The following is a 26,213-nucleotide window of genomic DNA, read 5'->3' as shown; positions in this document are numbered from 1 at the left end:
CCCGACTCCCTAATCCCGGCCCTCCTACTCCATCCCCAGCTTCTTCAGCTTGTAGCGCAACGCCCGAAAGGTGATGCCCAGTTGCGCGGCGGTGCGGGTCTTGTTCCAGCGGTTCTCTTCCAGCGCCTTCTGGATCGCGGCGCGTTCGAGTTGTTCGATGTAGGACGGCAGGGCGGAGGAGCTGGGGTCGATGTCGACCACGCCGCGCGGCAGCGCCGGGGCGGCCTCGGCGGCGCTGCGGGCGTGATTGCCGGGTTGCGGCAGGCGCAGGTCGGTGGCGCTGATCTGGTCGTCCTCGGCCATCGCCAGGGCGCGTTCGAGGATGTTTTCCAGTTCGCGCACGTTGCCGGGGAAGGCGTAGCTGCTCAGCGCGTCCAGCGCCGAGGGCGACAGCAGCGGGGTGGGGCGGCCGTGGCTCTTGGCCAGCCGCGCCAGGATCGCCGCGGCCAGTTGCGGCAGGTCGCCGCCGCGCTCGCGCAGCGGCGGCACGCGCAGTTCGATCACGTTGATGCGGTAGTACAGGTCGTGGCGGAAGCGGCCCTCGGCGACGAGGTCGGCCAGGTCCTTGTGCGTGGCCGAGAGGATCCGCACGTCCACCGGCACCTCGCTGGCGGCGCCGACCGGGCGCACCGATTTCTCCTGGATCGCGCGCAGCAGCTTGACCTGCATCGGCAGCGGCAGTTCGGCGACCTCGTCGAGAAACAACGTACCGCCGTGCGCGGCCTGGAACAGGCCGGCCTGGTCGGCGTGGGCGCCGGTGAAGCTGCCCTTCTTGTGCCCGAAGAACTCGCTTTCCATCAGTTCGGCGGGGATCGCGCCGCAGTTCACCGGCACGAACGGGCCGGCCGCGCGGGCGCCCTGTTCGTGGATGGTGCGCGCGACCAGCTCCTTGCCCACGCCGGACTCGCCGAGGATGTAGACCGGCGCCTGGTTGCGCGCGACCTTGGCGATGGTGCTGCGCAGCGCGTCCATCGCCGCCGAGGCGCCCAGCAGGCGGCTGGCCTGTTCCGGGGCCGGCGGCGGCGGTGCGGCGCGGCTCTCGTTGTTGAGTTCCAGCGCATGCTTGACCAGCCCGCGCAGCACCTGGATGTCCACCGGCTTGCTGACGAAGTCGAAGGCGCCGGCCTTCAGCGCCTCCACCGCCAGGTCCATGCTGCCGAAGGCGGTGATCATCGCCACCGGCGTGCGCGGGTAGTGCTTGGCGATCTCGCTGACCAGTTCGATGCCGTTGCCGTCGGGCAGGCGCATGTCGGTGATGCACAGGTCGTAGGGATTGCTCGCCAGCAGTTCGCGCGCTTCGGCGAGGTTGGCGGCGGTGCTGATGCGCAGCCCCATCCGGCCCAGGGTCAGGACCAGCAACTCGCGGATGTCGCGCTCGTCGTCGACGACCAGGGCGCTTCGGGTTTCGTTCATGTGCAGGGAAGATAGCGTAGGAACCGGGGCATGCGCCAATTTACCGGCGCCGGCCGCGCGCTGGCGGAGCGATTCTCACCTGTCAGCCGCTGAGCATGGCGTGTGGGCCGGGCAGGGCGACGCGGAAACAGGCGCCGCCGGCCGGTACCGGCACGTATTCCAGACGCGCCTGATTCGCCCGGCACAGCTCGCGGGCGATGTACAGGCCCAGCCCGGTGCCGTGCTCGGAGGTGGTGAAGAACGGCCGGAACAGCTGTGCCGCCACTGCCTCGGGAATGCCGGGGCCGCGGTCCATCACGTCGACGATGGCGTTGCGTTCCTGCAGCGCCACGCGCAGGCGCACCCGCGCCGGCTCCTCCATCACCCGCCCGTACTTGAGCGCGTTGTGCACCAGGGCGCTGAGGATCTGGTGCAGGTGCTTGGGATCGACCAGCGCGTGCACCGGCTGCGGGGCGAGGATCGCTTCGAGGCTGTCGGTCTCGATCGACAGGGTTTGCCGGTACTCCAGGACGAAGCGGCGCACGAACGCGCCCAGGTCCAGGTTTTCCGGATTGGAGCGTTCGCGCCGGGCCAGGCCGAGCACGCTCTCGACGATGCCGTTGGTGCGCTGGCACTGCTGGTGGATGATCTGCAGCAGGCGGCGGTCGGCATCGCCGATCGCCGGCGATTCCTCCAGCAACTGCGAGGCATAGTTGATCGCGGCCAGCGGGTTGCGGATCTCGTGGGCCAGGCTGGCCGAGAAGCGGCCCAGCGCCGACAGCGTCAGCGACTCGGCGCGCCGCGACACCACCGTGGCGTCGTCCAGGAACACCAGGGTCAGGTCGCCCTCGGCCAGCAGCCGGGCGAAACGCGGCTGCACCTCCGGCTGGTCCGGCGACAGCTGCAGCGGGCTTTCGTCCTGGTTCCAGCCGTTGCGCCAGCGCTGCAGGCGCCGGGCCAGTTCCGGTGCGGCGCTGAGCAGGTCGAGCCGGCCGCTTTCGCTGTTGCCGTCGGTGTCGCCGAGCAGGGCCGATGCGGCCTCGTTGGCCAGCGTCACCCGGTTCTGCGCGTCCACCACCAGTACCCCGGTGCGCATGCGGCGGATGATCAGTTCGTTGATTTCGTAGAGATTGGCCACCTCGGCGCCGCGGCGTTCGGCCAGGCTCTGGCTGGCGCGCGCACGCTGGCCGAGGCGGTTGCAGATGTAGGCCACCGCCAGATAGCTGGTGGCGAACATCGCCAGTTCGGCCAGGCTGCGGGTGTTGTCGGCGCCGTCCAGGACGCTCCAGATGTATTCGGCCAGCGTCGCCGCCGAGGCGGTCAGGGCGACGGCGAGGCCGCCGCGCAGGCGCAGCAGCATCGCCGCGGCGGCGACGTTGAACAGCAGCATCATCGCGATGCCGGCGCTGGCCGCGGGCAGGGCGTGCGCGGCCAGGGTCGCGGCGACGATGTCGGCGATGGCGCTGAAGCCGACGATCGGCGCCAGGTGCGCCTCGTTGCGGCCCCACACCAGCAGCGCCAGCGCCACCGCCAGGTAGGCGGTGGACAGGGTGGTGGCCAGTTGCGGGTAGCGCGGCTCGCCGACCAGGATGCCGAGCGGGCTGAATACCAGGGCGGCGATCAGTCCGGCCACCAGCACACGGTACAGCGCGAAGAAGTACAGCTCGCGGCGCGGGATGGACTCGATGCGATCGATGAGCGAGGCGCTGGTGGGCAAGCCGGACTCCGGGCGGGCAGCGGACGGCGCGAGTATAGGGGCGGTGCCGTCTGCGCGGATGGCGGCCTGGTCGGGCCGTCGCCGCCGGGGGCGGTGCCCGGTCGTGGCAAGAGGAGGGACGGGCGAGTGCGGCAGGGCGGGGACGGCCCGGTGCCTGCTCCAGTCGATGCTGCCGCCGCGGACCTCCCAGGCGTCTTCGCCGACCCAGGGCGCCGGCGCTTTTGCGCCGCCGCCCTGGGTCGGCGACAATAGGCGTCCCGTCCGTACCGCTCCCGGCCGCCACTCAGGGCCCGGATCGCTGCGGGACGGCCGTTCCTTTTCCCACGGTGACGCATGAATTTCCACGAATATCAGGCAAAACAACTGCTTGCCGAGTACGGCATCCCGGTCCCGGCCGGCAAGGTCGCGGCGACTCCGGAAGAAGCGGTTGAAGCCGCCAAGTCGCTGGGCGCTGGCCCCTGGATGGTCAAGGCGCAGATCCACGCAGGTGGCCGCGGCAAGGCCGGCGGCGTCAAGTTCTGCAAGACCACCGACGACGTGAAGGCCGTTGCCGAGAAGCTGCTCGGCACCAAGATGGCCACCTACCAGACCGCCGGCGTCGAGCTGCCGATCAACCTGGTGCTGGTGACCACCGCCGGCGAGATCGTCAAGGAGCTGTACCTGTCGGTGCTGGTCGACCGCGGCACCCGCACCATCAGCTACATCGCCTCCTCCGAGGGCGGCATGGAGATCGAACAGGTCGCCGCCGAGACCCCGGACAAGATCCACACGCTCAACGTCGACTTCGTCGAGGGCGTGCAGGGTTACCACGGTCGCGACATCGGCTTCAAGATGGGCCTGACCGCCAAGCAGGCCGGCCAGTTCGCCAGCATCATGGTCAACCTGTACCGCATCTTCAACGAGAAGGACCTGGCCCTGGTGGAGATCAATCCGCTGGCCATCCTGGACGACGGCAACCTCTACGCGCTGGACGGCAAGTTCAACAGCGACGACAACGCCAACTTCCGCCACAAGGAACTGGTCGCCATGCGCGACAAGTCCCAGGAAGACGAGACCGAAGTGACCGCTTCGGAGCTGGACATCAACTACGTCACCATGGACGGCAACATCGGCTGCATGGTCAATGGCGCCGGTCTGGCCATGGCCACGATGGACGTGATCAAGCTCAACGGCGGCGAGCCGGCGAACTTCCTGGACGTGGGCGGCGGCGCCAACAAGCAGCGCGTGATCGAGGCGTTCAAGCTGATCCTGTCCTCGGACAAGGTCGAGGGCATCTTCGTCAACATCTTCGGCGGCATCGTCCGCTGCGACATGATCGCCGAGGGCATCATCGCGGCGGTCAAGGAAGTGGGCGTCAAGGTGCCGGTCGTGGTGCGCCTGGAAGGCACCAACGTGGAAGAGGGCAAGCAGCTGCTGCGCGACAGCGGCATGGCCATCATCCCGGCCGACAACATCAACGACGGCGCCAAGAAGGTCGTTGAAGCTGTCAAGAACGCCGCCTGATCCACGCCACCAAGGAACTCCAATGTCTGTTTTGATCAACAAGAACACCAAGGTGATCGTGCAGGGCTTCACCGGCCAGCAGGGCACCTTCCACGCCACCCAGATGATCGAGTACGGCACCCAGGTCGTCGGCGGTGTCACGCCGGGCAAGGGCGGCACCACCCACATCGACCTGCCGGTGTTCAACACCGTGGCCGATGCCGTGCAGAGCACCGGCGCCGACGCCTCGGTGATCTACGTGCCGCCGCCGTTCGCGGCCGACGCGATCCTGGAAGCGGCTGCGGCCGGCATCAAGGTCATCGTCTGCATCACCGAAGGCATCCCGGTGCTGGACATGCTGCGCGTCAAGAACGTGCTGACCCGCTCGCATCCGGACACCGTGCTGATCGGGCCGAACTGCCCCGGCGTGATCACCCCGGGCGAGTGCAAGATCGGCATCATGCCGGGCCACATCCACAAGCCGGGCAAGATCGGCATCGTGTCGCGTTCGGGCACGCTGACCTATGAAGCGGTCAAGCAGACCACCGAAGTCGGCCTGGGCCAGTCCACCTGCATCGGCATCGGCGGCGACCCGATCAACGGCCTGAACTTCGTCGACTGCCTCAAGCTGTTCAACGAGGATCCGCAGACCGAAGGCATCATCATGGTCGGCGAAATCGGCGGCGACGCCGAGGAAGCCGGTGCCGAGTACATCGCCAAGCACGTCAAGAAGCCGGTGGTCGGCTTCATCGCCGGTGCCTCGGCCCCGGCCGGTAAGCGCATGGGCCACGCCGGTGCGATCGCCTCGGGCGGCAAGGGCACGGCCGAAGGCAAGTTCGCGGCGATGGAAGCCGCTGGCGTCAAGACCGTCCGCTCGCCGGGCGACCTGGGCGCGGCGATCGCCTCGCTGGTGAAGTAAGGCGTCAGCGCCGCGGCAGCGACCCGCCTTCGGGTTGTCGCTGTCGCCGCCGCTGTCCGGAAAGGCCTCGCGCAAGCGGGGCCTTTTTCGTTTCGGTTGGCCGGTGTACGGCATCGTTGCGGCGTGCCTGGTGTGGCGGGCCGGGTGCGGACGGCCACGCGCTGCAGCCGACCACCCCCTGCGCAATCAAGCGTTTGCGCCATCCCTGCGGTCACCATTCGTCCCTGCCGACCTGCCATTGGTCCCCAGGCCTGGGGTTGCCGTCCCTGCTGCGCTGACAGGGCCCGGCACGACTCCGACACTGGCGCCACTTTCTTCGGCAGCGACAGGAGCGGATGCGTGATCAGGCGATGGCGGGCAGCGGTATGCGGGGCGGGCATGGCGATGGGTATCGGTGGCATCTGCGCGGCGGCGCCAGGCGACTGGGCCAGTTATGCCGGCGCGCCCGGCGGCGGGCAGTATTCGCCGCTGACCCAGATCACCCCGGACAACATCGGCCGGCTGCGCATCGCCTGGGCGTTCCGCACCGGCGAACTCGGCGCGGGCCTGCCCGATCCGGAACGGCGCCGCTTCGAGGCCAATCCGCTGGTGCTGGGCGGGCGCATGTACCTCACCACCGGGACCGGCATCGCCTTCGCCCTGGATGCGACCAGCGGCCGCGCACTGTGGTCGTTCGATGCCAAGGTCGCGCGCAACAAGCACTACAGCGACCCGGCCTCGCGCGGTGTGAGTTTCTGGCGCGATACCCAGGCGACGGCGGGCGCGTGCCGCGAGCGCATCGTGTACGGCACCCTGGATGCGCGGCTGATCGCGCTGGATGCCGCCGACGGCAAACCCTGCGCCGGGTTCGGCAAGGACGGCACGATCGACCTGCATGCCGGCATCGACGTGCACGACAACGCCAGCGATGCCTGGGCCAACTATGCGGTGACCTCGCCACCAGTGGTGGCCGGCGACGTGCTGGTGGTCGGCAGCTCGATCGGCGACAACCGCGGGCATGCGCTGGAGCAGGGCGTGGTGCGTGGCTACGACGCGCGCAGCGGCCGCGAGCTGTGGCGCTGGGATCCGGTGCCGCGCGATCCGGCCAAGGCGGCTGCGGCCGGCTGGCAGCCGGAGCAGGCGGCCACGGTCGGCGGCGGCAATGCCTGGGCGCCGCTGTCGGTGGATCCGGCGCTGGGTCTGGTCTACGTACCGACCGGCTCGGCCAGCCCCGACTACTACGGCGGCGAGCGCCTGGGCGACAACCGCGACGCCGACTCGCTGGTGGCGCTGGACCTGCACAGCGGCCGCCGGGTGTGGGCGCAGCAACTGGTGCACCACGACCTGTGGGACTATGACCTGGCCTCGCAGCCGGTGCTGACCACGGTGCACACCGCGCAGGGGCCGCGCGCGGCCGTGTTGCAGGCGACCAAGACCGGCTTCCTGTTCGCCTTCGATCGTCGCGACGGCACGCCGCTGTTCCCGATCAGCGAGGTGCCGGTGCCGGCGTCCGACGTGCCGGGCGAGCGCACCTCGCCGACCCAGCCGATGCCCGAGCCGGGGTTGCGGCTGGCACGGCATACGCCGCTGACCGCTGCCGATGCCTGGGGGGCGACGCCGAGCGCGCGCCGCGAATGCGCCGCGCTGATCGCCGGGCTGCGCTCGGAAGGCCTGTTCACCCCGCCCAGCGTGCGCGGCACGATCGCGCTGCCGGGCTGGGCCGGCGGCGTGAACTGGGGCGGCATCGCGGTGGATCCGCAACGGCAGTTGGCCATCCTGCCGGTGTCGGACCTGCCGATGCAGGTGGCGCTGATCCCGCGCGAGCAGTTCAGCAAGGCCGAGCACGCGCGCCATCCGGACCAGCAGTTCAACGACATGGAAGGCACGCCGTACTACATGCGTCGCGGCATGCTGAGCTCCTCCGGCGGCATTCCCTGCGTCAAGCCGCCGTGGGGGCGCCTGGTGGCGGTGGATCTGCGCACGCGCAAGATCGCCTGGGAACGCCCGCTCGGCACCCTGGAAGAGAAGCTGCCGTGGCTGCCGCTGGACGTAGGCACGCCGCTGCTCGGCGGCGCGGTGACCACGGCCAGTGGTCTGACCTTCATTGCCGCGGCCGCCGACGCACGCCTGCGCGCGCTAGACAGCGCCACCGGCAAGACCCTGTGGGAGGCAAAGCTGCCAGCCGGCGGCCAGGCCACGCCCTCGGTCTATGCGGTGGGCGGCAAGCAATACGTGGTGATCGCGGCCGGCGGGCGCGAGGGCATGGGCACGATGGGCGACTACGTGGTCGCCTATACGCTCGACGGCGAAGGCAAGGACGTGGTGTTCCAGCATGGCGTCGGCGTGCGCATGGCGGTGCTGGGCCTCGCCGCGCTGAGTTTGTGCGTGGGAATGGTGATGCTGGTGCGGCGTTGGCGCCGGCGGCGGCGTGCGCGGGCTGGTGCTGGCGTCCGCTGAAGCACATGGCGGTGGCGGGTCAGCGCTTCGGAGCGATGCAGTCGGGACTGAAGTCCTTCCCACAGTGACGCCTCGGCACGTGCTGTCCCTGGCGTGAGCGCGGCTTCGGCGACGACGCGCGGTGCGTGCGCCAGCGATGTCTATGGTCGTGCATGTTGCTCGATCGTGGGAGCGACTTCAGTCGCGACGCGGGTGACTGGCCAATCGGCTTTCTCGGGCGCACGCAGCGGAGGGAGCGTCCTGCGGCATCGCTGCGGCTGTCGCCATGTGCGCATCCAAGATGCGGCTTGCCCGGGCCGCACGCCGCATTCCAGCGTGGCGGCATGCGCATCATCGGCCGCAACCCGGCACAGCGCTACACTGCGCATGGCGCCGCGCGATGCAACGGCGCCGCGGCAGGTGCGATGCGCTCGCGTGGCGCCTGACGGTCTTCCATCCGTTCCTGCAAGGTTGCCTATGTCCGCCTCCCTCCGCCTCGCCATGGCCCAATTCGATTTCCCGGTCGGCGCCGTGGCCCAGAACACCGACCGCATCATCGCCTTGATCGAGGAGGCGCGCGACGAGTACGGCGCCGACGTGGTGCTGTTCCCGGAGCTGGCGGTCAGCGGCTATCCGCCGGAGGACCTGCTGCTGCGGCCGGGCTTCCTGGCCGACTGCGAGCGCGCGGTGCAGCGCATCGCCGAGCAGGTGCGCGGCATCGTCGCGGTGGTCGGCTGGCCGCAGAGCGCCGGCAGCGTGGTCTACAACGCCGCCAGCGTGCTGCGCGGCGGCCGCATCGAACGCACCTACCGCAAGCGCGAACTGCCCAACTACGCGGTGTTCGACGAGCGCCGCTATTTCGACGTGGACCCGGACGGCGAGAACTGCGTGTTCGAGGTCAAGGGCACACCGGTCGGCCTGGTGATCTGCGAGGACCTGTGGTTCCCGGAGCCACTGGCGGCGACCGTGCGGGCGGGCGCGGAACTGGTGCTGGTGCCCAATGCTTCGCCCTACGAACGCGGCAAGCATGCGCAGCGCGACGCGCTGCTGGCCGAGCGCAGCCGCGAGAGCGGCGCGGCGCTGGCCTATCTCAACGTGGTCGGCGGCCAGGACGCGCTGGTGTTCGACGGCGCCTCGGTGGTGGCCGACGGCGACGGCACCGTGCATCCGGCGGCGGCGGCCTTCACCGACCAATGGCTGGTGGTGGAGTACGACACCGCCGCGCGCCGCTTCGCGCCGCTGCGCTGGACCGACGACGGCGACGAGAGCATGGATGCTCTGGCCTGGCGCGCGGTGGTGCGCGGGCTGCAGGACTACTGCGCCAAGAACCGCTTTTCCAAGGTGTGGTTGGGCCTGTCCGGCGGCATCGATTCGGCGCTGGTGCTGGCGATGGCAGTGGACGCGCTGGGCGCTGACAACGTCACCGCGGTGCGCCTGCCGTCGCGCTACACCGCCGACCTGTCCAACGACCTGGCCGCGGACCAGTGCCGCGTCCTCGGCGTGAAGCTGGAGACGGTGGCGATCGAGCCGGCGTTCGAGGGCTTGTTGAGCGCGCTCGGCCCGCTGTTCGCCGGCACCGAGGCCGACGTCACCGAGGAGAACCTGCAGTCGCGCAGCCGCGGCGTGATCCTGATGGCGCTGGCCAACAAGTTCGGCGGCCTGCTGCTGACCACCGGCAACAAGAGCGAGTACGCGGTGGGCTACGCCACCATCTACGGCGACATGTGCGGCGGCTATGCGCCGCTGAAGGACCTGTACAAGACCGAGGTGTTCGGCCTGGCGAAGTGGCGCAACACGGTCGGCGGCACGCCGGTGATCCCGCCGGCGGTGATCGCGCGGCCGCCCTCGGCGGAACTGCGCGCCAACCAGACCGACCAGGACTCGCTGCCGCCATACGACGTGCTCGACGGCATCTTGTACCGCTATGTCGACCAGGAAGAATCGCGCGACGAGATCGTCGCCGCCGGCTATGCCGCCGAGGTGGTCGACCGGGTGGTGCGGCTGGTGCGCATCAGCGAATGGAAGCGCCACCAGGCCGCGCCGGGCCCGAAGGTGTCGCGCCGCGCCTTTGGACGCGAGCGACGCTATCCGATCAGCAACGGGTACCAGGCCTGACGCGGTCGTCGACCTGGCATCTGTCTCATCTGTAGGAGCGGCTTCAGCCGCGACGGACCTTGCTGGTAAAGCGCGTCGCGGCTGAAGCCTCTCCTACGAGAAATGTTACGAGGTGGGTTGTTGACAGCAAGCTACGGCATCGCGCGCTGTAGTTGCTTTTGCGAATCCCCAATCCCAAATCCCCAATCCCCGCCCTTCAGACCGTCTGCAACAACCGCAGCCCGAACGCGTCGTCCTGCGCATTCCAGCCATGGCTGACGCGCAGGCCGGCTTCGGCGGCCATCGCTGCGAAGCTCTGGTCGGTGTACTTGTGGCTGTATTCGACCTGCATCGCTTCGCCTCCGGCGAAATCGAAGCGGCGCCCGGCCACGGTCACCTGCTGCGCGCACTGGCTGACCAGGAAGGTCTCGATCCGCTCGCGCGCCTCCGAGTACACCGCATGATGGCGAAACTGCGCCAGATCGAAATCGCTGCCGATCTCGCGGTTGAGCCGGCGCAGCAGGTTCAGGGTGAATTCGGCGGTGACCCCGGCGGCGTCGTTGTAGGCGGCCTCCAGCAGCGCCGTGTCCTTGACCAGATCGATGCCGATCAGCGCGCAGCCGTCCGCGCCCATGGTCTGGCGCATCGAGCGCAGCAGGGCGATGCCGTCCTCGCGAGTGAAGTTGCCCAGGGTCGAGCCGGGGAAGAACACCAGGGTGCGGCGCGCGCCGCGCTGCGGCGCCGGCAGCGCCACCGGCGTGGTGAAGTCGGCGCACACCGGCAGCATCTGGATGTGCGGGAAGCGCTCGGCCAGCCGCGCGGTGCTGGACATCAGCATGTCGCGGGAAATTTCGATGGGGGTGTAGGCCACCGGCATGCGCAGGCCATCCAGCAGCAATTGGGTCTTGCGGCCGCTGCCGCTGCCCAGTTCCACCACGTGCGCGCCGGTGCCCACCGCCTGCGCGATCGACGGCATCCGCGCTTCCAGCAGGTCCAGCTCGGTGCGGGTCAGGTAGTACTCGGGCTGGCGGGTGATCGCCTCGAACAGGCGCGAGCCCTCGGCGTCGTAGAAATACTTGGACGGCAACTGCTTGGGGCTGCACGACAGGCCAGCGATCGCATCGGCGGTGATGTCGTCCGGCTGCGGATGCAGGTCGGTCAGGGCGGCTTCGGTGAGGGCACGGGCGGTTGCGGCATTCATGCGGGATCCTTGGCCAGGCGCACGCCGGCGAACTGCCACCGCGCATCGGAGGGGAAGAAATTGCGGTAGCTGGCGCGGATGTGATCGTGCGGCGTGGCACAACTGCCGCCGCGCAACACCCACTGCGCGTTCATGAACTTGCCGTTGTATTCGCCCAGGGTGCCCGACCACGGACGGAAGCCGGGATAGGGCAGGTAGGCACTGCCGGTCCATTCCCAGACATCGCCGAACAGCTGCTGCAGACCGGTGTCTGTCGGCGCCGCCGATCGCGGGTGCAGCGCGTCGGTCTCGACGAAGTTGCCGGCGATGGCGACGCCGGCGGCCGCCTGTTCCCACTCCGCCTCGGTCGGCAGGCGTGCGCCGGCCCAGCGCGCGAACGCATCGGCCTCAAACAGGCTGAGATGGCACACCGGTGCGTGCGGATCGCGCTCGCGCCAGCCGCCGAGGGTGAATTCGCGCGCGCCGTCGGCATGCCAGTACAGCGGGCGCTGCCAGTCCTTAGCACAACGCTTGGCCCAGCCGTCGCTGAGCCACAGCCCGACCGTGCGGTAGCCGCCATCGGCGATGAACTCGGCGTATTCGGCATTGCTCACCGGGCGGCTGGCCAGCGCATGCGCCGGCACCAGTACGCGATGCCGCGGCGATTCGTTGTCGTAGGCGAAGTCGGCATGCGCCGGCCACGGCGCGGCACCGATCTCGCTGATCTGTTCGTCGCGCTGCAGCCAGCGCAGCGGGGACGCCGGTGCGTGCTGCGTCGCCAGGTCGGCGCGATAGGCCGGGCCCAGTGGATTGCGCCAGAACGCGTGCTTGATGTCGGTGAGCAGCAACTCCTGGTGCTGCTGCTCGTGCTGCAGGCCCAGCTCCAGGATCTGCAGCGTCTGCGGCTCCAGCGTGCCGGCCTGCAACTGCGCCAGCACGCGGCTTTCGATCTCCGCGCGGTAATCCAGCACCTGCGCCAGCGATGGCCGCGACAGCAGGCCGCGATGCGGCCGCGCATGCGCCGGACCGATGCTCTGGTAGTAGCTGTTGAACAGGTAGTCCCACTGCGGGTCGCGGGCACGGTATGCCGGATCGGCGCCGAGCACGAAACGCTCGAAGAACCAGGTGGTATGCGCCAGATGCCATTTGGCCGGGCTGGCGTCGTCCATGCTCTGCACCATCGCGTCTTCTTCGCTCAATGGTGCGGCGAGATGACGGCTGCGGGCGCGCACGCGGCGCAGGCGCTCGGCCAGCGTCGCGGGGGACGCGATGGGCGAGGGCGGTGACGCCGGAGAGATCGCTTGCATCGATGCAGTCTTAGCGCTGGGGCGTGAACGGACCGTCACGCGTCGCGGTCCGTGGCGTTACCCTAGGCAGATGTCTACGATCGCCTCGCCCCATGCTGCCGGTCCGGCTTGCGCCGGCGAACTGGTCGACCTAGATGCCGCGGCGGATGCGTTCGCCTTGCCGGCCGGAGTGCGCTACCTCGACACCGCCAGCAAGGGGCCGCGCCTGCACCGTGCGCTGGCCGCCGGACAGGCGGCGTTGGCCGAGTCGATCGCGCCGTGGACGCTTTCCTTCGATGCCTGGCGCGCGCAGATCGAAGACCTGCGTGCGCTGGCGGCAGACACCGTGTTCGCGGGCGACAGCGAAGGCCTGGCGATGGTGCCGTCGGCGGCCTACGGCTTGGCCATCGCGGCGCAGCAGGTGCCGCTGGCGCCCGGCGATGCGGTGCTGCTGCTCGATGGCCAGTTTCCGTCCAACCTGCTGGCGTGGCAGCAACGCTGCGCCGAGAGCGGCGCACACCTCGCGGTGGTGCGGCGGGCACCCGCGCAGGACTGGACCGACGCGGTGCTGGCCACGCTCGACGCGCAGCCGCGCGTGCGTGTGGCGACATTGCCGAATGCGTATTGGCGCGACGGCGGTCTGCTGGATCTGGATCGGATCGCGCCGCGCGTGCATGCGGCCGGCGCGATGCTGGTGCTGGACCTGAGCCAGAGCCTGGGCGTGCTGCCGGTCCGGCTGGACGCCTGGCGGCCGGATTTCGTGGTCTCGGTCGGGCACAAATGGCTGCTCGGGCCGATGGGGCTGGCATGGCTGTGGGCCTCGCCGCACTGGCGCGCGCACGGCGTCCCGTTCGAGCAGCACTGGCAGGCGCGCGATCCAGGCGCGGATTGGCAATTCCCGGCCGAGGCGCCGCCATCTTACCGCAGCGGCGCGCGCCGCTTCGATGCCGGCGGCGTAGCCGATCCGCTGCGGCTGGCGATGGCCAGCGCGGCGCTGCAGCAGGTGCAGCAATGGCAGCCGGCACGCATCGCGCAGCGACTCGGCGCGCTTGGCGCGGCGTTCGATGCGGAACTGCAGACGCTGGGCGCAGGCGACTGGATCGCGTCGGGGCACGCGCCGCATCTGTACGCGCTGCGTCCGCCGGCCTCGACGATGCCGGTGTTGCTGCCATGGCTGCAGCACGCGCAGGTCATCTGCACCCATCGGCATAGCGCGCTGCGCATCGCGCCGTACCTGCAACTGACGCCGGAGGCGATGCGCGGGCTGGCGCGCGAGATGGTGGCGGTGGTGCGTGCCTGAAGCACGCGTGTGCGAGCGTCGTCTGTCGGCGGCCGACGACCGATCCGGATCGTCGATCGAGTTGAGATGCATGCCTTCGTTCGTCGCGGCTGAAGCCGCTCCTACGACAGACGCGGCACGCATGCCGTAGAAGCGGCTTCAGCCGCGACCTCCATGTCGGTGTGATGCGTGTTGTGCTGCCGACGGGCCGGCACACACTCAACTCTCCAGGTGCGGCGCCCGCTTTACCGCCGCGCCGCCAGGCGCAACCCACGCGGCGTCAGCACGCGCTCCAGCAGCTCGAACAGGCCTTGTACCAGCAACGCCAGCAGCGCGGCCGGCACCGCGCCTTCCAGGATCAGGCCGAGATCGTCCAGGCGGATGCCGGTGAGGATCGGCTGGCCGTAGCCGCCGGCGCCGATCAGCGCGCCCAGGGTCGCGGTGCCGACATTGATCACCGCCGCGGTCTTGATGCCGGCGAGGATGGTGCGCAGCGCCAGCGGCAGTTCGATCCGCCACAGTCGGGTGCCCGGCGGCAGGCCCAGCGCGGCGGCGGTCTCGCGCAGTTCGCGCGCAATGCCGGTGATGCCGGCGTGCGTGTTGCGCACGATCGGCAGCAGGCTGTACAGGAACAGCGCGGCGATCGCCGGTTTGGCGCCGATGCCGAACAGCGGGATCATGAACACGAACACCGCCAGCGACGGCAGCGTCTGCAGCACGCCGGTCAGGGCCAGCACCGCCTGGCCGAGCCGTGGCCGATGCGCGGCCAGGATGCCCAGCGGCAGCGCCACCAGCAGGGCCAGGCCCAGCGACAGCCCGACCAGCGCCAGGTGCTCGCGGGTGCGTTGCAGCAGCCTTGGCAGGCGGCCGTCTTCGGCCGGCGCGGCGATGCCCAGCCAATGCGCGGCGATGGCGCTCTCGGCGCGCTTGTCGAGCTTGGCCTCGGCGTTGAGCCGCTGCATGGTCGCCGCGTCGATGCGTCCGCCCAGTCCCTGCAGCGCCTGCACGAAGCGCGGCGCGCGCTGCGCCAGGTCGGCGCGGTACAGGAACACCGCGGCGTAGCGCGGGAAGTAATGCCTGTCGTCCTGCAGCACCAGCAGGTCGTGCGCGGGGATCTCGGCGTCGGTGCTGTACAGGTCGGTGAGGTCGATCGCGCCGCTGTCCAGCGCGCGGTAGGCGAGGTCGTGGTCCAGGCCGGTGGGCACCTGCGGCAGGCCGTAGGCATCGCGCACGCCGGGCCAGCCGTCGGCGCGCGAGACGAATTCGTTGCTCAGTCCGAACTTCAGCGCCGGATGCGCGGCGAGGTCGGACAGGCGCACGATGCCCAGCGCCTGCGCGCGCTGCCGGCGCATGCCGAACGCATAGGTGTTGTCGAAACCCAGCGGTGCGCTCATCGCCAGGCCGCGTTGCGCCAGCGCCTGCCGCAGCGCGGCGTCGTCGGCACCGGGCATCTGCAGCAGTTCGGCGGCCAGGGTGCCGGTGTACTCGGCATAGGCGTCGATCGAGCCTTGCTCTAGCGCGCGCCACAGGATGCGGGTGCCGCCGAGCTGGCGCCGGTGCTCGACCTCCACCCCGGCCTGGCGCCCGGCGCCGGCGGCGATCTCGCCCAGCACCACCGCTTCGGTGAAGTTCTTCGAGCCGACCACCACCTTGGCGTCGGCGGCAGCGGCGGGCAGTCCCAGCAGGTTGGCCAGGCCGCCCAAGGCGACCAACGCGATCGCGCGCCAGCGCACGCCGGGCGACGTCACCGCGCATCCTCCAGGGTGCGCTGCGCCTGCAGGAACTGGCCGACGAACGGATCGGCCGGCGCCTCCAGCAACTGGCGCGCGCTGCCTTCCTGCAGCACGCGGCCGCCACGCATCAGCACCAGGGTGTCGCCCAGGTAGGCGGCTTCGGCGACGTCGTGGGTCACCAGCACCACGGTCTTGCCGAGCAGCGCGAACAGCTCGCGCATCTGCGTCTGCAGTTCGTGGCGCACGATCGGGTCGAGTGCGCCCAGCGGTTCGTCCAGCAGCAATACCGGCGGGTCCAGCAACAGCGCGCGGATCAGCCCCACGCGTTGGCGCTGGCCGCCGGACAGCTCGGCCGGGTAGCGGGCCAGCAGCGCTTCCGGCAGCCGGCACAACTCGGCCAGCTCGTGCAGGCGCGCGGCGATGCGCGGCCGCGTCCAGCCCAGTGTGCGCGCCAGCAAGGCGGCGTTGTCGCGTGCGGTCAGGTGCGGGAACAGCCCGCCTTCCTGGATCACGTAGCCGATGCGCCGGCGCTGCGCCAGCAGGGTGGCGCGGCGCAGCGGTTCGCCCTGGAAGCGCACCTCGCCGCCATCCGGCCATTCCAGCCCCAACAGCAGGCGCAGCACGCTGGACTTGCCGGCGCCGCTGGGGCCGATCAAGGCGGTGGTGCGGCCGGTGGCGATGCAGAGATCGACCCGGTCCAGCGCCAGCATGTCGCCATAGCGGCGGGTGACCCGATGCAGTTCGAACATCGCCGCAGCATAGCCGCAGGCGGCGACCACGCCGCGCGAAGACGCGGCCGGCTCAGCGCACGGCGTCGGTCAGCAGGTCCAGCGTCGGTTTCGGCCGGCTCAGGTCGTACATCAGGCCGAAATGCGCTTCCGCGCCCTGCTGGTCAGGCTGGTCGAGCAGTTCGTAGAGATTGATCTCGGCGACCACGTCGGCGTAGTCGCTGCGCAGGGTCTGCAGCAGCTCCGCCACGCTGTCGTAGCAGGCGCCGTCGCCGGGATGGCCGCCATCGGTGTTGCCGGTGTAGATCTCGGCGCAGTTGAGCTCGTTGACGTAGACCTTGGTGCCGTATTTCTGCGCGGCGGCGCGCAGTTGTCCGAGATACAGGTCCATCCAGTAGCCGCGCTCGCCGTGGAAGGCGTAGTAGTGGAAGCTGATCCGGTCGAAGTCGAAGCCGGCGGCCTTGGCCTGGTCCAGGAACCACAGCGAGCCGTTGCGGTCGCCCGGGCAGCGCGCGGTGGCCGAATGATCGTCGCTGTTGCAGGCGGTGATGTTGATGGTGAACTGCAGGCCGGCGCCCAGTTCGTCGGAGGCCTGCTTCATGCCGCGGTACATCTTGGTCATCGCCGCGATCCGCGCCGGCGCGGCGGCACGGTCCAGGTCCTGCTCGTTGCCGATCTCCCAGACCTTGATGTCGTTGGCATAGCGGCGCGCCAGTGCGTAGCCGATCTCGCGCGACATCGGGTACACCATCGGCCGCAGCGCGATGTTGTACTGGCGCGAGAGCTGCACCAGCCGGTCGAGCACGGTGAAGTTGCGCGGGTCCACGTCGAACCGGTAGCTGCGCAGGTTGCGCTGATCGAGCAGGCGGAACACCGCCTCGCTCTGGCTGAGCGGGTAGGCCTGGCGGCCGTCGTGGCCATTGACCCCGTACACGATGGCCGGTGTCGCGGCGGCCGGGAGGGCGGCGGCGGCGAGGACGGCGGCGAACAACCACAGCAGCGGGCGCAGGATGGGCATGGGCATGGTCCCAGCGGATCGGCACGGAGGAGGTGTGCGGGCAGCCTAGCAAGCCTGCGCAGTGGCCTGGCCGACAATCGTCCGGATTGGGGCATGCGTCGCAGTCCGCAGCGCCAGGCTGGCCCGGCGTCGTTGCGCTGCTGCGCGGCGTTCGTGGCGTGTACCGGTTCGGATCTGCTCGCCTTGCAGGGAGGCCGCAGCGATCGCCCTCCAGAACGCGACAGGGGCCTTGCGGCCCCTGTCGGTGTGCATCGTGCCGGCGCGGTGGATCAGCGCTGCATCTGCGAATTCGACTGTCCGGTGGCGGCGGACTTCTCGCCGGCGAACGGGTTGAGCTTGCGGATCATCCACGGGTACTTCGGCCAGTTGCCGGTCAGCCACGGATGCTGCGGATCGTTGAGTTCGAGCACGCGACGCGCGTCGGCGGCCAGGGTCTTGTTGCCCAGGTGGGTGTAGGCATCGGCCAGCACCGCCACCGCGTCGTTCTGGTAGGCGCTCTGCGGGTAGGTCTCGAGCAGGTAGGTGGCGCGCGAGGCGGCCGACACCCAGGCGTCGCGGCGCAGGTAGTACAGCGCGTTGTCCAGCTCGTGCTGGGCGAACACGTTGCGCAGGGCGATCATGCGCGCGCGCGCGTCGGCGGCGTAGCGGCTGTTCGGGTAGCGCTCGGCGACGGTGTTGAAATCGGCGTAGGCCTGCTGCGGGGTGGACAGGTCGCGGCGGCTGGGATCCAGCGACCACACCCGGCGCAGGAACACCGTGTCGCGGTTGGAGTTGGACAGCCCACGCAGGTAGTACATGTAGGCGATGTTGCGCTGGGTCGGGTAGGTACGGATGAAGCGGTCGATGGTCGACACAGCGTCGTCGTGCTTGCCGGCCTTGTACTGGGCGTAGGCGCTCTCGATCATCGCCTGCTCGGTGTAGTTGCCGTACGGGTACTGCGCGATCAGCCGCTTGAAGCTGCTCTCGGCGCCGGCCCAGTTGCCGGTCTCCATCTGCCCGTGCGCCTTCTGGTAGAGCTGCTCCACCGGCATGCCTTCTTCGGGGTTCTTCTTTTGACGGTGGCAACCCGTCGCCACGACCAGCGTGACCAGCAGCAGGGCGATGAAACGGACGTGCGCGGACAGCGGGACGGAGCGTCGGATCATGGGTTCGGGCGCGGCAGGGCAGGAATACGAAGGGGCGATGATAGCCTAGTGGCCTGTCCTGCGACTGACTACGGCCGCCGCGACCCTCCTTTTCCGACCCAAGCCGTGCCCCTGCCATGCCCCATACCCCCCCGGATCTGCCCGAGGACGCCGTCAGCGACGGCCCGCGCCAGGCGCGCGTCCCCGATCACGCCGCCGGCCGCCGCTTCGATGCGGTGCTGGCCGAACTGTTCCCCGAATACTCGCGCTCGCGCCTGGCCGAATGGATCAAATCCGGCGACGCTCTGCTCGACGGCGCCCCGGCACGGCCGCGCGATGCGTTGCGCGGCGGCGAGATCGCCAGCCTGCACGCGGTGCTGGACACCCAGACCCACGCCCTGCCCGAGGACATCCCGCTGGAGGTGCTGTACGAGGACGACCAGGTCATCGTGCTGAACAAGCCGGCCGGGCTGGTGGTGCACCCGGGCGCCGGCAACCCCAGCGGCACCCTGGTCAACGCCTTGCTGTACCGCGACCCGGGGCTGTCGGCGCTGCCGCGCGCCGGCATCGTGCACCGCCTGGACAAGGACACCAGCGGCGCCATGGTGGTGGCGCGGACCCTGCAGGCGCATACCTCGCTGGTGGCGCAGCTGTCGGCGCGCGACGTGCACCGGCAGTACCTGGCGGTGGTGGTCGGGGCCCTGGTCTCCGGCGGCACCGCCAACGCGCCGATCGACCGCCACCCGCGCGACCGCCTGCGCATGGCGGTGCGCGAGGACGGGCGCGACGCGGTCACCCACTACCGGCTGCGCGAACGCTTCCGCGCCCACACGGCCCTGGAATGCCGCCTGGAGACCGGCCGCACCCACCAGATCCGCGTGCACATGGCGTACCTCAAGCACCCCATCGTCGGCGACCCGCTGTACGGCGGCCCGCTGAAGCTGCCCAAAGGTGCCAGCGAGGAACTGATCGCCGAACTACGCGGCTTCAAGCGCCAGGCGCTGCATGCCGAGACCCTGGAGTTCAAGCACCCGCTGAGCGGCGAGCCGGTCCGCGCCACCGCGGCGGTGCCCGCCGATCTGCAGCAACTGATGGCCGTCCTGCGTGCGGATGCGCAGGCGGCCGCCGAGCGGGCGCGGCGCTGAACATGGCCGCGGCGCCGCTCTCCCGCGCTATGGCGCGCGGCTCCCACCTGGGACCTGCCCTGGGACGCCAGACTGCCGGCATGGCGCCCGGTGTCGGCCGCGGGCGTTGCCGATGAGCGACGTCGCCTTGCAGGCCGACTGGCCAGCCCCGCCCCGCGTCCATGCCCTGACCACGCTGCGCCATGGCGCCGGCGCCTCGTTGCCTCCATTCGACCGCTTCAACTTGGGCAACCGCAGCGCCGCCGACGGCGACGACCCGGCCACGGTGCAGCGCAACCGCGATGAGTTGGCCGCGCGCCTGGCGCTGCCGACGCCGCCGCATTGGCTGCGGCAGGTGCACGGCGTGCAGGTGCTGCGTTTCGACGCGCCGCCCCGCGGGACCGGCATCGACGCCGAGCCGACCGCCGATGCCGCGGTCACCGCCGAGCCGGGGGTGGTGCTGGCGATCCTGACTGCCGACTGCCTGCCGGTGGTGTTCGCCGCCCGCGACGGCAGCGAGGTCGGCGCCGCGCATGCCGGCTGGCAGGGGCTGGCCGGCGGCATGCTCGAGGCCACCATCGCCGCGCTGCGCACGGCGCCAGCGCAATTGCAGGCCTGGCTGGGACCGGCGGCCGGACCGCAGCACTACGAGATCGGCGTCGAGGTGCGCGAGGCGTTCATGCGCCACGATCCGGCCGCCGCGGCCGCGTTCGTCGCCACCCGGCCCGGTCATTGGTTGGTGGATCTGTACGCGCTGGCGCGGCAACGCCTGGTCGCGGCCGGCCTGGCGCCGGAGCAGATCCATGGCGGCGGCCTGTGCACCATCGCCGATGCGCAGCGCTTCTACTCCTATCGGCGCGACCGCCGCAGCGGACGCATGGCGACCCTGGCGTGGATCGCGCCCTGACACCGCCGCTGTTCGCGCAGGTGCTGGGGCTGGCGTTCGCGCAATTGCCGCCGGTACTGCGCGAACTGCACACGCCCTCGTCGCAGTCGCGCTATGTCGGCCAGGCGATGGTGCAGCGCGGTCGCCATCCGCTGTTGCCGCTGTGCGCGTGGCTGGTGCGGCTGCCGCGCACCGGGCCGGCGACGCCGGTGGAAGTGGTGTTCCGCGCCGATGCCCGCGGCGAGCGCTGGGAGCGCCGGTTCGGCACGCATGCCATGCCGTCCCGGCTATGGCTGCACCGCGGCCGGCTGCGCGAGCGCCTGGGCGCGGTGGTATTCGAATTCGCCTTGCGGGTCGACGGTGCCGGCATCGAATGGCGTGCGGCACGGGCCTGGGCCTTCGGCGTGCTGCCGCTGCCGCGACGTTGGCTGGCCGGCGTGCACTGCCGCGAAGACCAGCGCGACGGCCGCTATGCGTTCGTGATTGCGGTGACGCTGCCGTGGATCGGCCCGTTCATCCGCTACGAGGGCTGGCTTGCGCCGGCCTGAGCCGCCACCGGGTGCGGCGCCCGCGGCGTCGGAGGACGCGGCCATCGTCGTGTTCGACGGGGTATGTGCGCTGTGCAGCCGCTGGGTACGGTTCCTGCTGCGCTTCGATCGCCGCGGCCGCTACCGCTTCGCAGCGATGCAGTCGCCGCGCGGCAGCGCGCTGTTGCGCGAGCACGGCCTGGATCCGGCCGATCCGCTGTCGTTCCTGCTGCTGACACGGCGCGGTCCATTGACCGATTCGGACGCGGCGATCGCGGTGATCGCCGGGCTTGGCGGGGTGTGGCGCAGCATCGCGCTGCTGCGCCTGCTGCCGCGGCGCTGGCGCGATGCCGGCTACCGCGTGCTGGCGCGCAACCGCCATCGCTGGTTCGGCACCACTGCAGAGTGTTTCCTGCCGGAGCCGCAGCAGCGCGCGCGCTTTCTGGACTGAGCGCCTCGCGCGGGCCGGCTCAGCCGGCGCCGCGCGCGAACGGCACCACTTTGCCGTCGCTGCCACCGGCGCGGCCGCTGTCGATCCGGAACACCGCAACCGCCGCAGCCAGCCCGCCGGCCTGTTCCTCCATGCTGCGTGCGGCGGCAGTGGCTTCCTCGACCAGGGCGGCGTTGCGCTGGGTCACCTCGTCCAGTTGCGCCACGGTGCGGTTGACCTGTTCGATGCCGCTGGACTGCTCGCCGCTGGCGGCGCTGATCTCGCCGATCAGGCCGGTGACCCGCTGCACCGAACCGACGATCTCGTGCATGGTGGCGCCGGCGCGGTTGACCAGTTCGGCGCCTTCGCCGACGGTGCGTGTGGAGGCCTCGATCAACTCCTTGATCTCCTTGGCCGCATCGGCCGAGCGCTGCGCCAGCGAGCGCACTTCCGAGGCGACCACGGCGAAGCCGCGGCCCTGTTCGCCGGCGCGAGCGGCTTCGACCGCCGCGTTGAGCGCCAGGATGTTGGTCTGGAAGGCGATGCCGTCGATCACCCCGATGATCTCGCCGATGCGCTGCGAAGACGTGCTGATCGCGCGCATCGTCGCCACCACCTCGTCCATCACCTTGCCGCCGGAACGGGCGACCTCGCCGGTGTTCTGCACCAGGCCGTTGGCCTGCTGCGCGTTGTCGGCGTTCTGCTTCACCGCCGAGGTCAACTCTTCCATCGAGCTGGCGGTTTCCTCCAGGCTCGCGGCCTGCTGCTCGGTGCGGTCGGACAGGTCGGTGTTGCCCGCGGCGATCTCCGAGGCGGCGCGGCGGATCGTTTCGGCCGAGTCCTGGATGCCGACGATGATCTCGGTGAGCTTGGCAACGGTGCGGTTGGTGTCCTCGCGCAACCGCGCGAACACGCCCTGCGCCTGGCCGTCGACGCGGTGGGTGAGGTCGCCTTCGGCCAGTGCCGCCAGCGCCCCGGCCAGTTGCGCCAGGTTGCTCTCCACTCCATCGGCGATGCGGTTGACGCCCTCGGCCAGCGACTTGAGGACGCCGTCCATCGCCGCGGTCTCGATGCGCTGGCTGAAATCGCCGTGCGCGGCGGCTTCGATCACCGTGGCCAGCGCTTGTTCTGCGTTGACCTGCGCGGTCACTTCCTCCCATTGCGCGATGGTGCCCAGGCGGCGGCCGTCGGCGCCGTCGATCGGGCTGTACACGAAATCGATCTGGCGGCCGAAGAACGGCGCGCGCACGCGCTTGGAGCCGGTCAGTGCGCGCATGCGGTCGATCGCCGCCTGGCTGTCCGGATAGATGTCGCCGATGCTGCCGCCGACGAACTGCTCGGCGCGGAATTCCGGACGGAAGCGCTGCACGTCCGGTTCGATGGTCTTCAACATCTGCAGCAGCTTGCGGTTGGCGAAATGCACGCGGCCATCGTCGTCGGCGATGCGCACCATGGTGTCCAGGTCGTCCAGCGCCTGGATCACGAAGCGGCCATGCTGCAGCTCTGCCTCGGTCTGCGCCTGGCGCGCGGCCAGCGCCTGTTGTGCGTTCTGCAGTGCGCGCAGCAGGGCGACTTCGGACGCGTCGCCGGCCAGTTCCACCCGTTGCGCGAAGCGGCCTTCGCCCAGCGCCTGCAGCGCCTGCGTGGCCTGCTCCAGGGCGCGCGGTGCGCTGCGCCTGCCGAACCAAGCCAGCGCCGCGGCTACCGCCACGGCGATCAGCAGGGCCGGCAGCAAGCGCGGCAGCGCCGATCCGGTTGCACCGACCGTGCGGCCGACGTGCAGCGCATAGCCGGCCAGCGCCAGCAGGAGCAGCACATGGAAAAGGGCAAGCAGCGCCGAACGGGAGCGCAGCCACGAGGCTGTGGTGGAGCGGGGAACGGCGGATGGCGAGGGCATGGTCTGCACCGGCTGGGAAACAACGGGCATCGCCGCGAGGGCGAGGCGGTCGCGCGGGGGCTTATCCAGTATCGGCGCATCACCACGCTGGCTTGATCGCCTGCACCTGCCGTTCGTCGGAAACTTTACGTGGCCTGAACGTCCATGGGCGTCTGCATGGGGTGTTCTGGCGTGCTGCATCGCAGCAGGGTGAGCGGCGGAGGCGCCTGTGGCGGGCGCTTGGATATTCCGCCGCCCGCTGCAGGGTCGCTCAACGCCGCTGTCGGCCACCCGCCATGGCCGCAGGCGGCCCGGTGGCGGGTGGCGCGCGGTGGGCGGTTACTTCGCCGGCGCCGCGTCCGGCAAGGTCCAGGCGATCACGCTGTCGCCGGCCTTGGTGTCCATGCGGTCGTGGCCGCCGATCGCAGCGACGATGTACTGCTTGCCGCCGACGGTGTAGCTCAGCGGCGCGGCCTGCGGGCCGGCCGGCACGCGCACTTCCCACAGCAGCTTGCCGGTCTGGGTGTCGTAGCCGCGCAGGAAGTTGTCCAGCGCCGCACCAATGAAGGTCACGCCGCCGGCGGTGGCCAGCGAACCGCTGTTGTTGGGCGTACCCAGTTCGAACTTCATCTTCGACGGGATGCCCATCGGGCCCTGGTCGTAGCCGGTGCCCAGCGGACGCCGCCAGATCACCTGCTGGGTGCGCAGGTCCACGCCGGAGATGTAGCCCCACGGCGGCGCCACGCACGGCGTGTTGAGCGGCGACATCCACGGTTCCTTGCGCGCGCCGTAGGGCAGTCCTTCCTGGGCCATGTAGCCGGGCGTCCTGCTCTTGCCGTTGAACACCGACACCACCCCCAGCGACTGCATTTCCTGCCGCGGGTACACGTGTTCGGTGTAGGGCAGGCGATTGCTGTTCATCACCATGATGCCGCGCTGCAGGTCCACCGATACGCCGCCCCAGTTGATGCCGCCGTGGTTGCCGGTGAAGGCCAGCGAGCCGCCCAGGCTGGGCGGGGTGAACATGCCTTCGTAGCGCAGCCGCTTGAACTGGATGCGGCACACCAACTGGTCGAACGGGGTGATGCCCCAGGCGTCGGATTCGACCAGGGTCTCGTACTCGTGGCTGGGCGCGCCGACGGTGTTGGGCATGCCCGGGGACACCGGTTGGGTCCTGGCGGTCCAGTCGCCGTGGTCGGTGCCCTGCGGCACCGGCTTCTGCTCCACCGGCATGATCGGTGCGCCGGTTTCGCGGTCGAGCACGAACACCTGGCCGGACTTGGTGGCCTGGATCACCGCCGGGCGGGTGCCGCCGCCGGGCACCGGGAAATCCACCAGGTTCGGCTGCGGGCCGATGTCGTAGTCCCACAGGTCGTGATTGACCGTGCGGAAATGCCAGCGTTCCTTGCCGGTGGCCGCATCCAGCGCGACCAGCGAGGCGGTGTACTCCTCTTCCTGCGGCGTGCGCTGCTTGCCGAAGAAGTCGCCGGAGGCGTTGCCGGTGGGCAGGTAGACCAGGCCCAACTGGTCGTCGGCCGCCATCAGCGACCACACGTTCGGGGTGGAGCGGGTGTAGGTCTGGCCGGCCCGCGGCGTCGCGTTGATCGCCGGATTGCCCAGATCCCAGGCCCAGCGCAGTTGCCCGCTGACCGCGTCGAAGGCGCGCACCACGCCGGACGGCGCGTCGCGCTCCTGGCCGTCGCGGACCTGGCCGGTGGGCTGGATCACCACGCCGCGCATCACCACCGGCGGCGAGGTCGGGCCGACGTAGCCGGGCTTGGTGTTGCCGGTGTCCTTGTTGAGGTCGACATAGCCGTGCGTGCCGAAGCTCTCGCACAGCTTGCCGGTGAGGGCGTCGAGCGCGCCCAGGCGGCCGTCCACCATCGGCCAGAAGATGCGCTTGGCGCATTCGGCAACCGGCGTGGTCGCCTCGAAGTAGGACACACCGCGGCAGGTGGTGGCGGCGACGCCGGCCATGGCCTTCGGATCGGTGTGCGGATCGAAGCGCCAGCGCTCCTTGCCGGTGGTGGCCTCCACCGCGATCACCTTCTGCGTGGGCGTGCAGATGTAGACCAGGTCGCCAACCTTGAGCGGGGTGTTCTGGAACGCGTAGCCGAGCTTGGAGCCGGCCGGCTTGAGGTCGCCGGTATGGAATTCCCAGGCGATCTTCAGGTCCTTGACGTTGTCCGGGGTGATCTGCGCACCCGGGCTGTAGTGGTTGGACAGGTTGGAGCCGGCGTACGCGGTCCAGTTACTGGCGTCGTGGTTGCCGGCGACGTTGCCGTCGGGGCTGTCCACCGTGGCGCGGCTGAAGGCGGCCTGCGGGCGCTGCGCGGCCAGGCTGGGGTCGGCCAGTTCCACCGTGCGCGGGAACAGCAGCGGCACGAACACCAGCGCCGCGCCGAGCACCGGCAGCACGCCGGCGACCAGCAGGTAGCCGATGCCGGAGACGGGCGCCAAACGCCAACGTGCGACCTTCCAGAACGGCAACAGCAGCAGGCCGAGCACCGAGATCATCGCCAGGCGCGGGATCAGTGCCCAGCCGTCCAGGCCGACCTCGGCCAGCGCCCAGGCGATGGTCGCGGCCAGGGTGACGCCGAACAGCCACAGGCCGGTGCGACGGCCGAGCGCGAGCAGCCCGCCGGACACAGCCAGCGCCACGCCGGCGAGCAGGTAGTACCAGGAGCCGCCGACGGCGACGAGTTGCCCGCCCATGACGGCGAGCGCGACGCCGATCGCGGCGATGAGGACGGCATAGCCGGCGAACAGCCAGCGGCCGGCATTCGGTGGGGAAGAAACGGTCATGAGCGAAACATCCGACGAGGATCCCTGCGCGTGGCGCGAACGGCGGCGGTGCAGGCGGATCGGGGGGGGGGGAGAGGCGGGAGCGGGGCCGCAAGCGCGGCGTGCATCGCGAAGCAGCGACCGCGCTGCGGTGGTCTGGCAAAGCAGAAGAACCGGCGCGGCGCGTGACGGCTATTTTAGGCGACGCAGGTGGTCCGG

At 70.3% G+C, this 26,213-nt stretch carries 19 protein-coding genes; 9 read left to right on the top strand and 10 right to left on the bottom strand.

Going from position 1 to position 26,213, the window contains the following annotated elements; genetic code table 11:
* Positions 1 to 24 precede the first annotated feature (24 nt).
* Together AC1PLR_RS15325 and AC1PLR_RS15320 are read right to left on the bottom strand one after the other, a co-directional pair.
* Positions 25 to 1,413: a sigma-54-dependent transcriptional regulator gene (locus tag AC1PLR_RS15325; RefSeq protein WP_209245885.1), complete on the bottom strand. Its 1,389-nt coding sequence runs from the start codon at positions 1,411 to 1,413 to the stop codon at positions 25 to 27.
* Positions 1,414 to 1,495: 82 nt separating this feature from the next.
* A complete protein-coding gene (locus AC1PLR_RS15320; RefSeq protein WP_010342228.1) occupies positions 1,496 to 3,109 on the bottom strand; it encodes a sensor histidine kinase in 1,614 nt (537 codons plus the stop codon).
* A 333-nt stretch (positions 3,110 to 3,442) separates the two neighbouring features.
* On the opposite strand from AC1PLR_RS15320, the gene sucC reads away from it, so the two are divergent.
* The 4 genes from sucC (at position 3,443) to AC1PLR_RS15300 (ending at position 10,040) form a co-directional block, all read left to right on the top strand.
* Positions 3,443 to 4,612, top strand: a complete 1,170-nt coding sequence (gene sucC / locus AC1PLR_RS15315; protein ID WP_010342227.1) for an ADP-forming succinate--CoA ligase subunit beta — start codon at positions 3,443 to 3,445, stop codon at positions 4,610 to 4,612.
* A gap of 22 nt (positions 4,613 to 4,634) precedes the next feature.
* A complete protein-coding gene (sucD, locus tag AC1PLR_RS15310) occupies positions 4,635 to 5,510 on the top strand; it encodes a succinate--CoA ligase subunit alpha (protein WP_010342226.1) in 876 nt (291 codons plus the stop codon).
* A gap of 378 nt (positions 5,511 to 5,888) precedes the next feature.
* On the top strand, positions 5,889 to 7,946 hold the full coding sequence (locus AC1PLR_RS15305; protein WP_481101537.1) for a pyrroloquinoline quinone-dependent dehydrogenase: 2,058 nt from the start codon (positions 5,889 to 5,891) through the stop codon (positions 7,944 to 7,946).
* Positions 7,947 to 8,402: 456 nt separating this feature from the next.
* Entirely contained in the window at positions 8,403 to 10,040 is a 1,638-nt protein-coding gene (locus AC1PLR_RS15300; RefSeq protein ID WP_481101536.1) for an NAD+ synthase, read from the top strand.
* Positions 10,041 to 10,236: 196 nt separating this feature from the next.
* Here AC1PLR_RS15300 and egtD read toward each other — a convergent pair whose 3' ends face one another.
* Together egtD and egtB are read right to left on the bottom strand one after the other, a co-directional pair.
* Positions 10,237 to 11,220 carry an L-histidine N(alpha)-methyltransferase gene (egtD, locus tag AC1PLR_RS15295; RefSeq protein ID WP_481101535.1) on the bottom strand — a complete coding sequence of 328 codons (984 nt, stop codon included), beginning with the start codon at positions 11,218 to 11,220 and terminating at the stop codon, positions 10,237 to 10,239.
* Positions 11,217 to 12,506, bottom strand: coding sequence for an ergothioneine biosynthesis protein EgtB (egtB, locus tag AC1PLR_RS15290; protein ID WP_481101534.1), 1,290 nt, complete (start codon positions 12,504 to 12,506; stop codon positions 11,217 to 11,219). The genes egtD and egtB overlap by 4 nt, the downstream gene beginning before the upstream one ends.
* A gap of 70 nt (positions 12,507 to 12,576) precedes the next feature.
* Here egtB and AC1PLR_RS15285 point away from each other — a divergent pair, with 70 nt between their 5' ends.
* Positions 12,577 to 13,785 carry an aminotransferase class V-fold PLP-dependent enzyme gene (locus AC1PLR_RS15285; RefSeq protein WP_481101533.1) on the top strand — a complete coding sequence of 403 codons (1,209 nt, stop codon included), beginning with the start codon at positions 12,577 to 12,579 and terminating at the stop codon, positions 13,783 to 13,785.
* Positions 13,786 to 14,009: 224 nt separating this feature from the next.
* Here AC1PLR_RS15285 and AC1PLR_RS15280 read toward each other — a convergent pair whose 3' ends face one another.
* From AC1PLR_RS15280 to AC1PLR_RS15265, 4 genes are all read right to left on the bottom strand, one after another.
* Entirely contained in the window at positions 14,010 to 15,467 is a 1,458-nt protein-coding gene (locus tag AC1PLR_RS15280; protein ID WP_481103615.1) for an ABC transporter permease/substrate-binding protein, read from the bottom strand.
* Positions 15,468 to 15,508: 41 nt separating this feature from the next.
* Positions 15,509 to 16,246, bottom strand: coding sequence for an ATP-binding cassette domain-containing protein (locus AC1PLR_RS15275; RefSeq protein WP_481101532.1), 738 nt, complete (start codon positions 16,244 to 16,246; stop codon positions 15,509 to 15,511).
* A gap of 52 nt (positions 16,247 to 16,298) precedes the next feature.
* A complete protein-coding gene (locus tag AC1PLR_RS15270; RefSeq protein WP_481101531.1) occupies positions 16,299 to 17,243 on the bottom strand; it encodes a hypothetical protein in 945 nt (314 codons plus the stop codon).
* Between the two features lie 269 nt (positions 17,244 to 17,512).
* Positions 17,513 to 18,388 (bottom strand): outer membrane protein assembly factor BamD, encoded by an 876-nt coding sequence (locus tag AC1PLR_RS15265; RefSeq protein WP_010344377.1) that lies wholly within the window; start codon positions 18,386 to 18,388, stop codon positions 17,513 to 17,515.
* 116 nt (positions 18,389 to 18,504) lie between these two features.
* Between AC1PLR_RS15265 and rluD the strand changes: the two genes are divergently transcribed.
* The 4 genes from rluD to AC1PLR_RS15245 all read left to right on the top strand — a co-directional run bounded on the left by rluD (position 18,505) and on the right by AC1PLR_RS15245 (position 21,355).
* The gene (gene rluD, locus AC1PLR_RS15260) at positions 18,505 to 19,512 is read left to right on the top strand and encodes a 23S rRNA pseudouridine(1911/1915/1917) synthase RluD (RefSeq protein WP_481101530.1); all 1,008 of its coding nucleotides are present in this window, start codon (positions 18,505 to 18,507) and stop codon (positions 19,510 to 19,512) included.
* A 112-nt stretch (positions 19,513 to 19,624) separates the two neighbouring features.
* Positions 19,625 to 20,398, top strand: a complete 774-nt coding sequence (pgeF, locus tag AC1PLR_RS15255; RefSeq protein WP_481101529.1) for a peptidoglycan editing factor PgeF — start codon at positions 19,625 to 19,627, stop codon at positions 20,396 to 20,398.
* On the top strand, positions 20,383 to 20,925 hold the full coding sequence (locus AC1PLR_RS15250; RefSeq protein ID WP_481101528.1) for a DUF4166 domain-containing protein: 543 nt from the start codon (positions 20,383 to 20,385) through the stop codon (positions 20,923 to 20,925). Before pgeF ends, AC1PLR_RS15250 begins: the two co-directional genes overlap by 16 nt.
* On the top strand, positions 20,912 to 21,355 hold the full coding sequence (locus tag AC1PLR_RS15245; RefSeq protein ID WP_481101527.1) for a thiol-disulfide oxidoreductase DCC family protein: 444 nt from the start codon (positions 20,912 to 20,914) through the stop codon (positions 21,353 to 21,355). Before AC1PLR_RS15250 ends, AC1PLR_RS15245 begins: the two co-directional genes overlap by 14 nt.
* A gap of 19 nt (positions 21,356 to 21,374) precedes the next feature.
* On the opposite strand, the gene AC1PLR_RS15240 is transcribed toward AC1PLR_RS15245, so the two are convergent.
* Both AC1PLR_RS15240 and AC1PLR_RS15235 read right to left on the bottom strand, forming a co-directional pair.
* Positions 21,375 to 23,261, bottom strand: coding sequence for a methyl-accepting chemotaxis protein (locus AC1PLR_RS15240; RefSeq protein ID WP_481101526.1), 1,887 nt, complete (start codon positions 23,259 to 23,261; stop codon positions 21,375 to 21,377).
* A gap of 288 nt (positions 23,262 to 23,549) precedes the next feature.
* Positions 23,550 to 25,979: a membrane-bound PQQ-dependent dehydrogenase, glucose/quinate/shikimate family gene (locus AC1PLR_RS15235; RefSeq protein ID WP_481103614.1), complete on the bottom strand. Its 2,430-nt coding sequence runs from the start codon at positions 25,977 to 25,979 to the stop codon at positions 23,550 to 23,552.
* Positions 25,980 to 26,213 lie beyond the last annotated feature (234 nt).

The organism is Xanthomonas sp. NCPPB 3570 (genome assembly GCF_056725115.1).
Note: the sequence above shows the minus strand (reverse complement) of the source record. Positions and strands in the feature narration are given on the sequence as shown.

Bases quoted from the DNA above. Each gene is read 5' to 3' on its own strand.
- sucD (WP_010342226.1), top strand. From the start codon at position 4,635: ATGTCTGTTTTGATCAACAAGAACACCAAGGTGATCGTGCAGGGCTTC.
- AC1PLR_RS15285 (WP_481101533.1), top strand. From the start codon at position 12,577: ATGTCTACGATCGCCTCGCCCCATGCTGCCGGTCCGGCTTGCGCCGGC.
- AC1PLR_RS15305 (WP_481101537.1), top strand. From the start codon at position 5,889: ATGGCGATGGGTATCGGTGGCATCTGCGCGGCGGCGCCAGGCGACTGG.
- AC1PLR_RS15265 (WP_010344377.1), bottom strand. From the start codon at position 18,388: ATGATCCGACGCTCCGTCCCGCTGTCCGCGCACGTCCGTTTCATCGCC.
- AC1PLR_RS15325 (WP_209245885.1), bottom strand. From the start codon at position 1,413: ATGAACGAAACCCGAAGCGCCCTGGTCGTCGACGACGAGCGCGACATC.
- AC1PLR_RS15275 (WP_481101532.1), bottom strand. From the start codon at position 16,246: ATGTTCGAACTGCATCGGGTCACCCGCCGCTATGGCGACATGCTGGCG.
- AC1PLR_RS15240 (WP_481101526.1), bottom strand. From the start codon at position 23,261: ATGCCCGTTGTTTCCCAGCCGGTGCAGACCATGCCCTCGCCATCCGCC.
- egtD (WP_481101535.1), bottom strand. From the start codon at position 11,220: ATGAATGCCGCAACCGCCCGTGCCCTCACCGAAGCCGCCCTGACCGAC.
- rluD (WP_481101530.1), top strand. From the start codon at position 18,505: ATGCCCCATACCCCCCCGGATCTGCCCGAGGACGCCGTCAGCGACGGC.
- AC1PLR_RS15300 (WP_481101536.1), top strand. From the start codon at position 8,403: ATGTCCGCCTCCCTCCGCCTCGCCATGGCCCAATTCGATTTCCCGGTC.
- egtB (WP_481101534.1), bottom strand. From the start codon at position 12,506: ATGCAAGCGATCTCTCCGGCGTCACCGCCCTCGCCCATCGCGTCCCCC.
- sucC (WP_010342227.1), top strand. From the start codon at position 3,443: ATGAATTTCCACGAATATCAGGCAAAACAACTGCTTGCCGAGTACGGC.
- AC1PLR_RS15270 (WP_481101531.1), bottom strand. From the start codon at position 17,243: ATGCCCATCCTGCGCCCGCTGCTGTGGTTGTTCGCCGCCGTCCTCGCC.
- pgeF (WP_481101529.1), top strand. From the start codon at position 19,625: ATGAGCGACGTCGCCTTGCAGGCCGACTGGCCAGCCCCGCCCCGCGTC.